Consider the following 14137-nt stretch of genomic DNA (forward strand, 5'->3'; position numbering starts at 1 on the left):
CGGTTGTGCTTGAACTTGAGTTCTGCATCGTATGACAAATGTTGCAATTGGCAACCACCACACTGGTTGTAAACCGGGCAAGGCGGCTCGACACGATCGACACTCTTCGTCTTTTGACGGATGATGCGACCGAATCCGTAAGACTTCGTCGTTTTCGTGATCTTGATCTTGACCTGTTCCGTCGGCAATGCGCCCGGGATGAAGACCGTATATCCATCGATGCGCGCGACCCCTGACCCTTCATGTGTCAGATCGACGATCTCGACGACGTGTTCATCGTTCTTTTGTACTGGAATCATGAATATCCTCCTTAAAAACCTCGCTTCACGCGAGGTTCGTTTCTGCTTCTTGAAGTTGTGTATTGATTTGTTCCATCTCTTCGATCCGGAACTTTGGTGTCATGACTTCGAAATGAGAGCGAAGATTCGTCATCTCGCCTTCGCAGATGCCGCCAAACTCACCATCGATGTTCAAACTCATCTCTGATGTATTCTTCATGCGGACGAATGAGGTCGTGACATGCTCGATGCAAGGGTCTGAGAAATGATCCCCTTTTAAGGCAAGACGCATGACACGAATCAATTCGACGAGGTTACATTTCTTCAGAATGAAGAGATCGAACCGACCGTCATTGAGTGACGCGTTCGGTGACAACTTCTCGAATCCACCGACAGAGTTCGTATTGGATGTCAAGAACAGCATGACTTCTCCTTTGAATATACCCTTTTCATGCTCCAGTTCGACATATGTCGGTCGGATTTGCGGAAGTTTCTCCATCCCTTTGACGTAGTACGCGAGCTGTCCAAGTGCCGTCTTCAGCTTTGAAGGCACTTCGTACGACAGTTCTGTCATGATGCCGCCACCAGCGATGTTGATGAAGTAATGGACGCCTGTCGAACCTTCGATCTTACCGATATCGACCGGCATCGTATGTCCCGTGCAGATAACATCCATCGCCCCTTCGATCGTCAACGGAATACGCATCGCCCGACCAAAGTCATTCGTCGTTCCAACAGGTAATACACCAAGCTTTGGACGTTTGCTATAAGCTGCCATTCCACTGATCACTTCATTCAACGTACCATCGCCGCCTGCAGCAACGACAAGATCAAAGTCTGCTTCGCATGCTCGTGCTGCTTCATACGTTGCATCACCGACCGCTTTCGTCGAGTAAACAGATGTCTCATAACCCGCTGCTTCGAGTCGGTCGAGGATATACGGTAAGTTTCGTTTAACCATCTCTTTCCCGGAAGTCGGGTTATAAATCACGCGCGCTCTAGGTCTCATAAGATTTTCTCCTTTTTGACTCAACCGTTCATTTGATACATAACTGTTTTATTTTACATGAACTCTCGAGACATTACAAAGCCAAAAAAGACAGCGTCCGTTTCTTCACCTCAGCGAGGGAGAGACAGACGCCATCTTAAGTGCAACTTATTTCAGTTTTTCGAGCTCTTCGTAGAAGAGTTGATCAAGGAGAGCAGGGTTTGCCATTCCTTTTGTTTTCTTCATGATCTGACCGATGACGAAGCCTTTCTTCCGATCACGTCCACCGAGTAACTCCTCAACGACGGCTGGGTTCGCTTCGAACATCTCGACGATGAGACCACGCAACAATCCTTCATCCGAAATTTGTGCAAGACCGTTTGCTTCAACGTATGCACGCGGCTCGACACCTTCTTCGATGACTGCCGTGAAGACTTGTTTGGCGATTTTCGAAGAAATCGTGCCGCTTGCGATCAAGTCGATCATCTCTGCCAAACGCGCTGGTGTCATCTTGACTGTTTCGAACGTTTCCGTCGATTTATTCAAGTGACCTTGGATCTCACCGACTGTCCAGTTGGCTGCTGCTTTTGGCTCTGCACCAGCTGCAAGTGTCGCTTCGAAGTACTCTGCCATTTCACGCGTGACCGTCAATTGTTTCGCATCATACGCTGAAAGACCGAGTTCTTCTTGGTAACGAACACGGCGTGCGTCTGGAAGTTCCGGGATGCCGGCACGAATCGCTTCTTTCCAATCGTGATCCAATACGAGCTTGACGAGGTCAGGCTCTGGGAAGTAACGATAGTCCGACGCCCCTTCCTTGACACGCATGAGGACGGTTTGTTTTTTCGTCTCATCGAAACGGAGTGTTTCTTGACGCATCACACCACCAGCAAGCAGTAACTTGCGGTGACGATCTTCTTCAAACTCAAGACCCTTTAAGACATTTCCGAACGAGTTCAAGTTCTTGAGCTCTGTTTTCGTACCGAACTTCTCTTGTCCGTATGGACGCACCGAGATGTTACAGTCGCAACGGAGTGACCCCTCTTCCATCTTGACGTCTGAGACGCCTGCATATTGCAAGACTTCCTTGAGACGTTCGAGGTAGGCGACTGCGTCTTTCGGTGAACGCATATCCGCTTCACTGACGATCTCAATTAGCGGTGCACCTGTCCGGTTGAAGTCGACGACCGAATGGTTGGCACCCGTGTGGTTCATCTTACCGGCATCTTCTTCCAGATGGACACGTTCGATTCGGAAGCGTTTCGTTTCGCCATCGACTTCCGCATCAATGTAGCCATCAAAGCCGATTGGTTGATCAAACTGCGAGATTTGATACGCTTTTGGCGTATCCGGATAGAAATAGTTCTTCCGGTCGAATTTTGTTTGATCAGCTACTTGGCAGTTGAGCGCCATCGCTGCACGAACGGCGAGTTCGACGGCTTTTTCGTTGATTTTCGGCAAGACGCCCGGGTGTCCAAGACAAATCGGACACGTTTTCGTATTCGTCTCTGCGCCATATTCCCGCGCACAACCACAGAACATCTTCGTGTTCGTGCTCAGTTCGGCGTGGACCTCGATCCCGATGATCGTTTCAAAGTTCATGATACATTCGCTCCTTATAACTTCGGAAGCGCGAATCCACCTGTCGCAAGCTCAAACGCATGCGCAGCGCGATAGATCGTCGCCTCATCGAAATGTTTTCCAATGATTTGTAAGCCGACCGGAAGACCGTCGACGAATCCAGCTGGAACCGAGATCGCTGGGACACCTGCTAAGTTAATCGGAATCGTCAAGATGTCATTCGCATACATCGTGACCGGGTCATCGAGCTGTGCACCGAGTTCGAATGCTGGTGTCGGTGCTGTTGGTCCGATGATGACGTCATAGTTCGCGAGGACATCGTCGAAATCCTTTTTGATCAACGTCCGAGCTTGTTGTGCTTTTTTATAGTAGGCATCGTAGTAACCAGAGCTGAGCGCATACGTTCCGAGCATGATCCGGCGTTTGACCTCGTCTCCGAATCCTTGTGAGCGGGAATACTTGAAGACATCTTCAAGTGCATCCGCTTCCGCACGGACTCCGTAGCGAATACCGTCAAAGCGCGCAAGGTTTGATGATGCTTCTGATGAAGCGAGTAAGTAGTACGTCGCAAGCGCATATTTCGAGTTCGGGAGTGACACCTCATCAACCGTCGCACCGAGTGCTTCGAGTTTTTGGATCGCTTCACGGATGTTGGCTTTGACGCCTTCACTGACACCCTCGCCGAAGTATTCTTTCGGAACAGCGATCTTCAGACCTTTGATATCACCAGTCAACGCTTGTGTATAATCCGTTGCTGCAACGTTCGCAGACGTCGAATCCATCCCACAGTGTCCTGCGATCGCGCTCAAAAGATACGCGTTATCTTCGACTGTTCGGGTCAACGGACCAATTTGGTCAAGCGATGACGCGAACGCAACGAGACCAAAACGTGAGACGAGACCGTAAGTCGGTTTCAACCCGACGACACCACAATAGGCAGCCGGCTGACGAATCGAACCACCTGTATCCGAACCGAGGCTGAACAAGACTTCGCCTGCTGCGACAGCAGCTGCTGAACCACCCGAAGAACCGCCTGGAACGTGTTTCGTATTCCATGGATTGCGAACCGGTTTGTACGCTGAGTTCTCGTTTGAAGAACCCATCGCGAACTCATCCATGTTCAATTTCCCGATCGTGATTGCCCCTGCTTCATGCAGACGCTCGACGACCGTCGCATCATGTGCTGGTACGAAGTTCTCAAGGAATTTCGAACCACATGTCGTCGTCATTCCTTTCGTGACGATGTTATCCTTGACGCCGATTGGAAGACCAAACAGTGGGTTCGCTTCGTGTTTCGCGACATCATCCATTCGTTTCGCTTGCTCGAACGCTTCTTCATTCAATGAGAGAAACGCACCGATTTTTCCGTCGACGCGGTCGATTTGATCAAAGGATTCCTTGACGAGTTCAGAAGCTTTGACTTCGCCATCCTGAATGAGTGTGTGTAATGTTTTGACACCATGTTCAAAAAGTGACATCGGGTCATTTCCTCCTTATTCGAACACCGCTGGGACGCGGACTTGTCCGTCTTCCCAATCGGGTGCGAGTCTTTCTACTTCCGTACGCGGAAGTGATGGACGTACTTCGTCCTTACGTAGGACGTTCTTTAAATCGAGGACATGAGTCGTCGGTTCGACGCCTGTCGTATCGAGTTCATTTAATTGTTCAGCGAACCCAAGAATCTTCTCGAGTTGTCCTGTGAATTGTGCTACTTCTTCATCTGTCACGGCAAGGCGTGCCAAATGCGCCACGTGGCGGACTTGCTCCTCATTAATCTTTGCCATGTCATTCCACCTCCGGAACTTTTGCGATATATTTTACACTATTTCTAATCATAGCACTTTTCGTCCAGACAAAAAAGACGATGGTGCATCGGGGGGAGGTCCGCACCATCGTCCTTATAGGGGTAGCAAAGCTTCCGGGCGGAAAGCTTCTAGTTATGAAATACCCGGTTTAAATCAGACGAAACAAAAATACTGAATATTCATACTAAGACATCAACAAGCAGATAGACATTGAAGACGATGACGATCGAGACAATGATCCAGGACAACGCGTTCATGAACCGACTGTTCCGATGTTCTCCCATGTACCGCTCACTTGCTGTCGCCCGAATCAAGGGAATCAACGCAAACGGAATCCCGAACGATAAAGCGACCTGACTGAGGACAAGTGCCCGTGTCGGATCAAAACCGGAGAAAAGTAACAAAATCGCCGGTAACATCGTCACGGTCCGGCGAACGAACAGTGGCAGCTGGAGATGGAGGAAGCCGCGCATGATCGCGTCCCCCGACATCGTCCCGACGCTTGATGAAGCGAGACCTGATACGAGTAAGGCAATCGCAAACAGATACGGCGCGATGCCACCGAGCGTGACATGTAGTCCTTCATAAATTTCTTCAAGCGAACCGGCTTGATACTTCGTGTCGTAAAAGACGCTGGCCGCGATGACGAGCATCGCTCCGTTGACTGCTCCGGCAATCAACATCGCACCCCAAATATCGAAGCGTTGGATCCGTAGCAACGGCATCTTGTTCGCGACATGCCCCATCCGTCGTTTCGTTAAATCGGAATGGAGATAGATCGCATGCGGCATGACGGTCGCTCCAAGCATCCCGGCAGCAAGGACGATGCTCGACGTACCTTCGAATCCCGGTAACAACCCTGCCGATAAATCTCGGAACACCGGATGGACTTCAAATACTTCAATCGCAAAAGCCGCTGCGATGATTAAAACAAGAACGGCGATGACGGCTTCGAAATGACGGAGTCCCTTTTGCTCGAATCCGAGGATGACGAATGATAGGACTGCCGTCAACAATGCCGCCATCCGTAAATCGATCGCAAACAGTAAATGAAATCCGAGTGCGGCTCCGACGAACTCGGCGAGATCGGTCGCCATCGCGACGAGCTCCGCTTGTACCCAGTAGAAGAAGCGATAGACCGGCGACAACTCTTCCCGGATCACCTCCGCTAAACTGAGATTGCTGACGATTCCAAGTTTGGCTGATAGGAACTGAATGACGACCGCCATCAAGTTCGAGGCAACGATGACCCAGAGCAACAAGTAGCCATACTGGGCACCTGCCGTCATGTTCGTCGCGAAGTTTCCCGGATCAAGATACGCGACGGCAGCGACGAACGCCGGTCCGATATATGTCCGTTTTCTTGGTAAATCTTGTGTAAGTGGCTGTGTCGCCATCTCGTTCACCTCACTTTTTGTTTTCATTATACGCTTATTTTGCGCAAGTGCAACAAATATGTTTATGGTAAATAATAACGTATCAAGTAAATAAAAAAGGGGTGTCTCCTTTACTCAGGAAACACCCCTCTCCGTTATTTAGACGATTTTCCGCTCAGGCTCTGCACCTTTTAGCTGCGCTTGTACTTGATCGAACTCATCATAGATCGCTTGACTCGGTTCCTTCGTCACAAGACTACCGATGACGAGCGCAATCGTCGAAGCGATGAAAGCTGGAATCATCTCGTACATTTCCGAAATGTACGATGGTAATCCGGCGACGTTCTGATTGATGAGAATCCAAGCGATGACGACGACGGATCCCGTAATCATCGAAGCAAGTGCTCCGGTCTTGTTCATCCGCCGCCATAGTAGGCTGAACAGCACGACTGGACCGAACGCTGAACCAAAGCCAGCCCACGCATATCCGACGAGCGTCAGAATCGACTTTTCTGCACCAAACGATAAGAGAATCGCTAGAAGCGCCACGACGAGAACCATCAAGCGTCCCATGATCATCAATTCACGATCTGAAGCATCGCGTTTAAAGAAACGGTGATAGAAATCATTCGTTGCCGCACTTGAAGAAACGAGCAGCTGCGTCGAAATCGTCGACATGATCGCAGCAAGTAAGGCTGCAAGCAACAACCCTGTAATGAACTCTGGGAAAAGGTCACGTGATAATTGAATGAAGACATTCTCTGGATTTTTTAATCCTGCACTTTGTTGCGTGTAATAGGCATATCCGATCAAGCCCGTCACCATTGCACCAACGATCGAGAACGTCATCCAAATCATCCCGACACGACGCGCCGACTTCATCTCATGTAAGTTACGAATCGCCATGAAACGAACGATAATATGCGGCTGTCCAAAATATCCGAGTCCCCACGCGAGAAGCGAGATGATACCGATCGTCGTCGTCCCTTTGAACAGTTCCAGTTTCGAGACGCCTGTCGACCGGATCGTCTCGAGTGTATCGTTAATCCCACCACTTAAAGTCAGCGCGACAGCTGGTACGATCAGCAATGCGATGACCATGATCATCCCTTGCACGACGTCCGTCCAACTGACGGCAAGGAAACCACCGAGGAAGACATACGCAATGACGACGCCTGCGAGAATCCAAAGACCTGTTGTATATTCAAGACCAAAGACAGCTTCGAATAAACGACCACCTGCGACAAAACCACTTGATGCGTACATTATAAAGAATATTAAAATAACTCCAGCTGAAACGGTACGCAAAACACCACTTTTATCGTGGAATCGTTTTTCAAAGTAATCGGGAATCGTGATTGCATCCCCTGCATGTGCCGTATACGCACGCAGACGAGGCGCGACGAGTAACCAGTTGGCATAAGCGCCAAGTAATAATCCGACGACAATCCATCCACTGGACAGACCAGTTGCATACATCGCACCCGGTAAACCCATCAACAGCCACCCACTCATGTCACTTGCTCCTGCAGAGAGCGCCGTGACGACGGGACCGATCGTACGTCCTCCAAGCATATAGTCATTCATGTTCTTCGTCCGATAATACGCAATGACGCCAAGTGCGACCATCAGGCCGAGATATAGCAAAATCGCGAACCACATTCCGTTCATCCTTGCTCCCCCTTTTTCCGTGATATAAGAAAAACGGGTGTGCAGGTCGCACACCCGTTTCGTCTATTAAACACCATTTCAGAACATTTCTGAAGTAGTTTTTGCTTGAAGATGTAAAGTCAAGTAATCCGGTCCGCCCGCTTTCGAATCCGTACCTGACATGTTGAACCCACCAAATGGTTGGTAGCCGACGATTGCGCCTGTGCAACCCCGGTTGAAGTAGAGGTTACCGACGTGGAAGTTCGCACGTGCGTACTCTTGATTCGTCCGGTCTTGCGTGATGACAGCACCTGTCAATCCGTATTCCGTGTTGTTTGCGATATCGATTGCTTCTTTGAAATCTTTCGCTTTCGTGAAGGCGACGACTGGTCCGAAGATTTCTTCTTGCATCAAACGATCCGTTGGTTGAACGTCCGCGACGACTGTCGGTGAGACGAAAAATCCTGTTGAATCGTCAGCCGTACCACCTGCGACGATGCGTCCTTCTTCTTTTGCGACGTCGAAGTACGACGTGATTTTCTTGAAGGCTGCTGCATCGATGACTGGTCCGACATTGTTTGAGACATCCGTCGGGTTACCGATGCTGAGTTTGTTTGTGTTCGCGACGACTTTTTCGAGCAACTCGTCATAGACAGAGTCGAGTGCGACGACACGTGAACAAGCTGAACATTTTTGACCTGAGAATCCGAATGCCGCTTTCGTGATCATGTCCGCTGCGTAATCGAGGTCAGCCGACTCATCGATGACCATCGTATCTTTTCCGCCCATTTCCGCGATGACACGTTTGAGCCAGATTTGACCTTCGTTCAGTTTTGATGCCCGCTCATTGATGCGAAGACCGACATCACGTGATCCCGTGAAGCTGATGAAACGTGTTTTTGGGTGATCGACGAGGTAGTCGCCGACTTCTGCTCCTGAACCGGGTACGAAGTTCAAGACGCCTGCCGGAAGACCAGCTTGCTCCATCACTTCAACGAATTTCGCTGCGACGACCGGTGTCGTCGATGCTGGTTTCAAGAGGATCGGGTTCCCTGCCACGATTGCTGCGACGGCTGTTCCAGCCATGATTGCGAGTGGGAAGTTCCATGGTGAGATGATGACACCGACACCGAGTGGAATGTAATCGTAACGGTTGTATTCGCCTGGACGACTCTCGACTTTCTTACCGTCTTTTAAGACGAGCATCTGACGTGCGTAGTACTCGAGGAAGTCGATTGCTTCTGCTGTATCCGCATCCGCTTCATTCCAAGGCTTCCCTGCTTCTTTGACGAGGTAGGCAGAGAACTCATGCTTCCGCTTACGGATGATGTTCGCTGCTTTGAATAGGACGTCCGCACGTACAGACGGATTGACGAATTTCCATGTTTCGAAGGCTGTGACTGCTGCTTGCATCGCTTCTTCTGCATGTTCCTGTGTCGCTTTTGAGACACGTCCGACGATCTCTTCTTTGTTGGCCGGATTGACGGAGACGATTTTATCTTCCGTCGTCACATGTTTTCCACCGATGACGAGCGGATAATCTTTGCCGAGTTCTTGCGTGACGAGTGCAAGTGCCTCTTCGAACGCTTTCTTGTTTGCTTCTTGTGAGAAGTCCGTGAATGGTTCGTGTTTGTACGGAATCATCTCTATTCCCCCTTTAATCTCTACTTTAAATCGCTTACATTCTCCATTGTACAGAAGCATGAGTCCGCTTACAATTATTCTAGTCAAAAAAAATAAAGGAGCGACCGATTCGGTCTCTCCTCGTTCCTCTATCATTCCTTCGCTTGTGAAAAAACAATCTCTTCGTTTTCGATCGAGACTTTGACGTCTTGTCCTTGGAATAACCAGTCATCTTGGTCAGATACGACGAAATGAATACCGTCGACGACTTCCTCGACCGCTGCCCGTTCGACTTCTTCCATATGAACGCCGACGGAGAAACCTTGCGTTAAATCCGTTGATCCACCATATTTTGCGAAAAAGCGAATCGTATCGCCCGATTGTGCTTCCATCTCATTTTTAAAGTATTGCAATGCCTCGTCTGTAATATGAATTTTCATACCTATCACTCCCCTTTCGTTTAGTGTACCGATATCCTACTCAAAAAAGCGAATTTCCTGTATGGTAGAGACAAGATTAGCTATGAAATCATCACGGAACACCCATCTAGGAGGAATTCGAATGAAACGATCGCTCGTAGTGTTGCTTGCGACCAGTCTCGTACTCGTCGGTTGCGGAAACGATTCCCCGTCTTCTACAAATACCAAATCCCCGAAGACGACGGAAACGAAACAACAGAAGGCTGAACAAGCCGTTCTCGATATCTATCAAACCTATGAAAAAACGCTCGGTCAATCGGGACGAGCAGATGCGAAAGACCTCGCATCGATTGAATATACAGGTGACGCAAAACAACTTGAACCCCTCGCCGTTGGTGCGAAGAACTTGAACGTCATTCCCGGTAAAATCGTCAAGTCGTTCCAAAAGGGTGACGTCGCTTATATCATCCATGAATTCAAGGATGCGAAGGGATCCATTCTCCCGAACCGCGGATCGAAGCTGTTATTGAAGAAAGACGATGAATGGAAGATCGTTCTGACACCGACGACGTTCGACCCGGCCGTCTTCTCGACGCTTGGTGACCTATTCACTGGGTTTAACGCCGATGAGTATGGTGTCAATGCGAAAGCAGCAGACGAAATCGGGAAAACGGATGAAAAAGAACAGGATGCCGTCTTCTCTCGCGTCAATGCACAAACGGATTATATGGCGCTTGAGATGAACAGTAACATTCTGATGATTTACGGTGAGGCGCTGAAGAATGAAGGAAACCCAGAGACGCTCGTTGATTACTATCAAGACTATGCGGATTGGTATGAGGACGAACAGCCTCTCCTCATGAAGACGGCGAAAGCCGGTACGGATTATGAGAAGTACTTGATCGCACTCGATCCGTTAAAAGAAAGCCTTCAAAAGAAGCTTGAAAAATATGCGGATCAATTAAACATGGAATTAGGATAAGGAGGAATTTTTCATGCAAGCACCAACATTCACCCTTCCAAATGCACAAGGAGAACCAATCTCCCTTGAGGATTATCGTGGAAAAAAAGTCGTACTTTATTTCTATCCAAAGGATTCAACGCCGGGTTGTACGACCGAGGCATGTGATTTCCGAGATGCGACGCAAGCTTTTGAAGAGAACAACACCGTCATTCTCGGCGTCTCCGCCGATAGCCAGAAGCGTCATCAGAACTTTATCGCGAAATACGAATTACCGTTTCAATTGTTATCAGATGTCGATCACGAAGTCTGTGAACAATATGGCGTCTGGCAATTAAAGAAGAACTACGGTAAGGAATATTATGGAATCGTACGCTCGACTTTCTTAATTGATGAATCCGGTGAAATCGTCAAGGAATGGCGTAGTGTGAAAGTAAAAGATCATGTCGCAGAAGCACTTCAATACGTACAAGAACGGAAATAATTCGAAGAACCAGTTGAATCATCCAACTGGTTCTTTTTGTATGTGCAGATTATTAATATTTCTAATTTTATCCTTACATAAAAATAATTTCATGTAAGGAAACGTTGGTATCACACACAATTTTAATGATTTTGAAATAATCTGAAAATATCCTATTGATTTTTCTGAATATTGTATTTATTATTGATAACAAGTTGATCCGGTGCTTTCCATAGCTTAAGAATAAAAGGCGATGACCCCTCTTATTTTTAGTCGGACACCGGATCGCTATCCTATCGGTTCTTATCGTTTCACCATATATATCTATTTCTTTTGGGAGGGATTTACTTTATGAAGAAGAAAAAGGCACTCGCACTCGTCGGAGCACTGACAATCGCTGGATCAAGTCTTGCGGCATGTTCGACGACAGATGAAGGTAAAAAAGAAGGCGGCTCGACGTCAGGCGACAAAACTTCAGACAAACAAGTCTTGAACTTAACGAGCGGTTCAGACATTCCGGCTCTTAGCCCGACAGTCGCAACGGACTCTGTATCCTTCACGGTATTGAACAACGTTCAAGAAGGTCTGTTCCGTCTTGACGAGAATCAAGAAGCGACACCAGGTGTTGCTGAGAGTGTGGATGTTTCGGAAGATGGACTTACATACACGTTCAAACTTCGTGATTCAAAATGGTCGGATGGCAGCGATGTCACAGCAAAAGACTTCGAATATGCGTGGAAACGCGTCCTCGATCCGAAGAGCGGTTCGCAATATGCGTATATCATGTATATCATCGATGGTGCGGAAGCGTACAACACGGGTAAAGGGAAAGCAGATGACGTTGCAGTTAAAGCGGTCGACGACAAAACACTCGAAGTCAAGTTGACGCAACCGGCTGAATACTTCAAATCATTGACTGGTTTTGGTTCATTCATGCCGCTCAAGCAAGAATTCGTCGAAAAACAAGGGAAAAACTTTGCGACGAAGCCGGATACATTCCTCTACAACGGACCATTCACTCTCTCGGATTGGAAGACGGAAGTCGGCTGGAGCTTTAAGAAGAACGACCAATACTGGGATAAAGACAACGTCAAGCTCGATGACATCAACTTCAAGATCGTTAAGGAAGTCTCAACGAGCGTCAACCTTTACGAAAAAGGTGATGTCGACCAAGTCGGTCTGACGAGTGAGTTCGTTGATCAGTACAAAGATAGCAAAGAGTTCGATACGCGTCTTGATGCATCAATGTACTACATCCAAATGAACTTCAAGAATGAACTCTTGAAAAACAAGGATATCCGTAAAGCGATCGATTCGGGATACGATAAAGCGCAGATGGCGAAAGTCCTCTTGAACAACGGTTCGATCCCTGCATACTACTACGTACCAAAAGACTTCGCAAAAGGTCCAGACGGTAAAGACTTCCGTGACGGAAACGAAGGCTTCGGTTCATACGACGCTTCTTCAGCCAAAGCATCGTTCGAAAAAGGTCTCAAAGAAGTCGGTAAGAAATCGGTGAAACTCGAGCTTCTTTCGTACGATGATGACAACTCGAAGAAAATCTCTGAGTACCTCAAAGGCGAGTGGGAGAAAAACCTCCCAGGTCTTGAAGTCACGATCAAACAACAACCGTTCAAAAACAAATTGGATCTTGAATCAAAAGGTGAGTTCGAACTATCCTTCGCAGGATGGGGACCTGACTACCAGGATCCGATGACGTTCCTCGATATGTGGGTAACGGGTGGGCCATACAACCGTGGTAAATACACAAGCGATAAGTATGATTCGCTCATCAAATCGGCTCAAAAAGAAGTCGATGCAGCGAAACGTTGGCAGTCACTGAAAGATGCTGAGAAAACACTCCTTGAAGATGATCAAGCCATCTCAGTCATGTACCAACGTGGAGCATCCTTCCTACGTAAACCGTATGTCAAAGGAATCGTCAACCACAAAGTTGGTGCCGATACTTCGTACAAATGGGCTTCCATTGAAGGAAAATAAGTTATACCCGAAGACCAGATTCGCTGACGAGCGTGTCTGGTCTTTTTTTCCATATGAGCCGTTTGTCCTATTTTTCTGAATAGAATTAAAATTTCGTGTCATTCTGTTTTCATTTCCATGACTTCCATTTATACTAAGCAAAGAATCCGATTCACTTTATTTACAATATTTTGCGGGAATTATTCATAATTAATGGAAATGTACCGATATATCTAATACAGAGGACTTTTGCCTCAATATTACATCGAACTAGGAAGGAGGACTCACTCATGAAGCAACGTGTACTTACGAGTCAACAGAGTTATACAGAAGAGCAGCTTGAGATGATTGAAGCCATCCGTGCGGTCGGTGAACTCATCCAGGATCGTCCACGCCGCACTGTCTATCGCCGTTATGCTCTCGCGAATGACTGGCCTCAGCCAGAAAACATCATTCGTCAATTCGGTTCATGGCCAGAAGCCTTATCGGCTGCTGGATACGAGTGGAATGTCGATCAACAGCCGGAGGAACTCGAGCGGGCACCTAAATACACGAAAGACGAGATCTTAAAGTCATTCGAACGGTATGCACAAGACGTCGGCTCGACGATCACGCTCAAAAAGTATCAAATGTGGCGTAAATCCGTCCATCATGCCCCGAGTCACTATCACATCGTCAAGATGTTCGGTTCATGGCATGACGCTTGTACCGCAGCAGGACTCGAAGCAAGTGTCACCTATTCAAAAGCTGAACTTGCTGCTTCCCTGCGTCAAGCAATCGAAGAAGTTGGCTTCTCCCTCTCCTTTGAAGCATATCGAGAATGGGCAAAGCGAAACAACAAACCATCGACGAAAGCCTTACTTCATCGCTATGGGTCTTGGTCAGCCGCGATCCATGCGATCGAAAACGAGATTCGCCTTAGTAAACAACAAGCCCAATGAACTTATACCTTCTTCAATCCTTCTCGTTCATTTGAACTGGAAGGATTTTTTACATCAAAAAAGAAGGTGACG

Annotated in this window: 13 protein-coding genes; 4 read left to right on the forward strand and 9 right to left on the reverse strand. The window is 48.0% G+C overall.

Features of this window, described 5'->3' with window-relative positions:
* From B3M90_RS13380 to B3M90_RS13420, 9 genes are all read right to left on the reverse strand, one after another.
* Positions 1 to 299 (reverse strand): TRAM domain-containing protein (locus B3M90_RS13380; RefSeq protein WP_290784452.1); only part of this gene is annotated, 299 nt, incomplete at its 3' end.
* Positions 300 to 324: 25 nt separating this feature from the next.
* A complete protein-coding gene (locus B3M90_RS13385) occupies positions 325 to 1287 on the reverse strand; it encodes a diacylglycerol kinase (RefSeq protein WP_214852387.1) in 963 nt (320 codons plus the stop codon).
* A 147-nt stretch (positions 1288 to 1434) separates the two neighbouring features.
* Positions 1435 to 2868, reverse strand: a complete 1434-nt coding sequence (gene gatB, locus B3M90_RS13390) for an Asp-tRNA(Asn)/Glu-tRNA(Gln) amidotransferase subunit GatB (protein WP_035410227.1) — start codon at positions 2866 to 2868, stop codon at positions 1435 to 1437.
* Between the two features lie 14 nt (positions 2869 to 2882).
* Positions 2883 to 4325, reverse strand: a complete 1443-nt coding sequence (gatA, locus tag B3M90_RS13395; protein ID WP_214852385.1) for an Asp-tRNA(Asn)/Glu-tRNA(Gln) amidotransferase subunit GatA — start codon at positions 4323 to 4325, stop codon at positions 2883 to 2885.
* 15 nt (positions 4326 to 4340) lie between these two features.
* Complete coding sequence (gene gatC / locus B3M90_RS13400; RefSeq protein ID WP_023469336.1) at positions 4341 to 4631, reverse strand: Asp-tRNA(Asn)/Glu-tRNA(Gln) amidotransferase subunit GatC; 291 nt, start codon at positions 4629 to 4631, stop codon at positions 4341 to 4343.
* 200 nt (positions 4632 to 4831) lie between these two features.
* Positions 4832 to 6076 carry an Nramp family divalent metal transporter gene (locus B3M90_RS13405; RefSeq protein ID WP_290756756.1) on the reverse strand — a complete coding sequence of 415 codons (1245 nt, stop codon included), beginning with the start codon at positions 6074 to 6076 and terminating at the stop codon, positions 4832 to 4834.
* 111 nt (positions 6077 to 6187) lie between these two features.
* A complete protein-coding gene (gene putP / locus B3M90_RS13410) occupies positions 6188 to 7699 on the reverse strand; it encodes a sodium/proline symporter PutP (RefSeq protein WP_290784455.1) in 1512 nt (503 codons plus the stop codon).
* Positions 7700 to 7777: 78 nt separating this feature from the next.
* Positions 7778 to 9322 (reverse strand): L-glutamate gamma-semialdehyde dehydrogenase, encoded by a 1545-nt coding sequence (gene pruA, locus B3M90_RS13415; RefSeq protein ID WP_029342578.1) that lies wholly within the window; start codon positions 9320 to 9322, stop codon positions 7778 to 7780.
* A 131-nt stretch (positions 9323 to 9453) separates the two neighbouring features.
* Positions 9454 to 9741, reverse strand: coding sequence for a HesB/YadR/YfhF family protein (locus B3M90_RS13420; RefSeq protein WP_035410238.1), 288 nt, complete (start codon positions 9739 to 9741; stop codon positions 9454 to 9456).
* Positions 9742 to 9862: 121 nt separating this feature from the next.
* On the opposite strand from B3M90_RS13420, the gene B3M90_RS13425 reads away from it, so the two are divergent.
* The 4 genes from B3M90_RS13425 (at position 9863) to B3M90_RS13440 (ending at position 14065) form a co-directional block, all read left to right on the forward strand.
* Positions 9863 to 10702, forward strand: a complete 840-nt coding sequence (locus B3M90_RS13425; protein WP_290784457.1) for a hypothetical protein — start codon at positions 9863 to 9865, stop codon at positions 10700 to 10702.
* Between the two features lie 13 nt (positions 10703 to 10715).
* Positions 10716 to 11165: a thioredoxin-dependent thiol peroxidase gene (gene bcp, locus B3M90_RS13430; RefSeq protein ID WP_056063163.1), complete on the forward strand. Its 450-nt coding sequence runs from the start codon at positions 10716 to 10718 to the stop codon at positions 11163 to 11165.
* Between the two features lie 330 nt (positions 11166 to 11495).
* Positions 11496 to 13145, forward strand: coding sequence for a peptide ABC transporter substrate-binding protein (locus B3M90_RS13435; protein ID WP_214852369.1), 1650 nt, complete (start codon positions 11496 to 11498; stop codon positions 13143 to 13145).
* A gap of 269 nt (positions 13146 to 13414) precedes the next feature.
* Positions 13415 to 14065: a homing endonuclease associated repeat-containing protein gene (locus B3M90_RS13440; RefSeq protein WP_214852367.1), complete on the forward strand. Its 651-nt coding sequence runs from the start codon at positions 13415 to 13417 to the stop codon at positions 14063 to 14065.
* Positions 14066 to 14137 lie beyond the last annotated feature (72 nt).

Origin of the sequence: Exiguobacterium sp. UBA6309, assembly GCF_002439205.1 — a bacterium.
GTDB lineage: Bacteria > Bacillota > Bacilli > Exiguobacteriales > Exiguobacteriaceae > Exiguobacterium_A.

Bases quoted from the DNA above. Each gene is read 5' to 3' on its own strand.
- pruA (WP_029342578.1), bottom strand. From the start codon at position 9,322: ATGATTCCGTACAAACACGAACCATTCACGGACTTCTCACAAGAAGCA.
- gatA (WP_214852385.1), bottom strand. From the start codon at position 4,325: ATGTCACTTTTTGAACATGGTGTCAAAACATTACACACACTCATTCAG.
- B3M90_RS13385 (WP_214852387.1), bottom strand. From the start codon at position 1,287: ATGAGACCTAGAGCGCGCGTGATTTATAACCCGACTTCCGGGAAAGAG.
- putP (WP_290784455.1), bottom strand. From the start codon at position 7,699: ATGAACGGAATGTGGTTCGCGATTTTGCTATATCTCGGCCTGATGGTC.
- B3M90_RS13405 (WP_290756756.1), bottom strand. From the start codon at position 6,076: ATGAAAACAAAAAGTGAGGTGAACGAGATGGCGACACAGCCACTTACA.
- B3M90_RS13440 (WP_214852367.1), top strand. From the start codon at position 13,415: ATGAAGCAACGTGTACTTACGAGTCAACAGAGTTATACAGAAGAGCAG.
- gatC (WP_023469336.1), bottom strand. From the start codon at position 4,631: ATGGCAAAGATTAATGAGGAGCAAGTCCGCCACGTGGCGCATTTGGCA.
- B3M90_RS13420 (WP_035410238.1), bottom strand. From the start codon at position 9,741: ATGAAAATTCATATTACAGACGAGGCATTGCAATACTTTAAAAATGAG.
- gatB (WP_035410227.1), bottom strand. From the start codon at position 2,868: ATGAACTTTGAAACGATCATCGGGATCGAGGTCCACGCCGAACTGAGC.
- bcp (WP_056063163.1), top strand. From the start codon at position 10,716: ATGCAAGCACCAACATTCACCCTTCCAAATGCACAAGGAGAACCAATC.
- B3M90_RS13435 (WP_214852369.1), top strand. From the start codon at position 11,496: ATGAAGAAGAAAAAGGCACTCGCACTCGTCGGAGCACTGACAATCGCT.
- B3M90_RS13425 (WP_290784457.1), top strand. From the start codon at position 9,863: ATGAAACGATCGCTCGTAGTGTTGCTTGCGACCAGTCTCGTACTCGTC.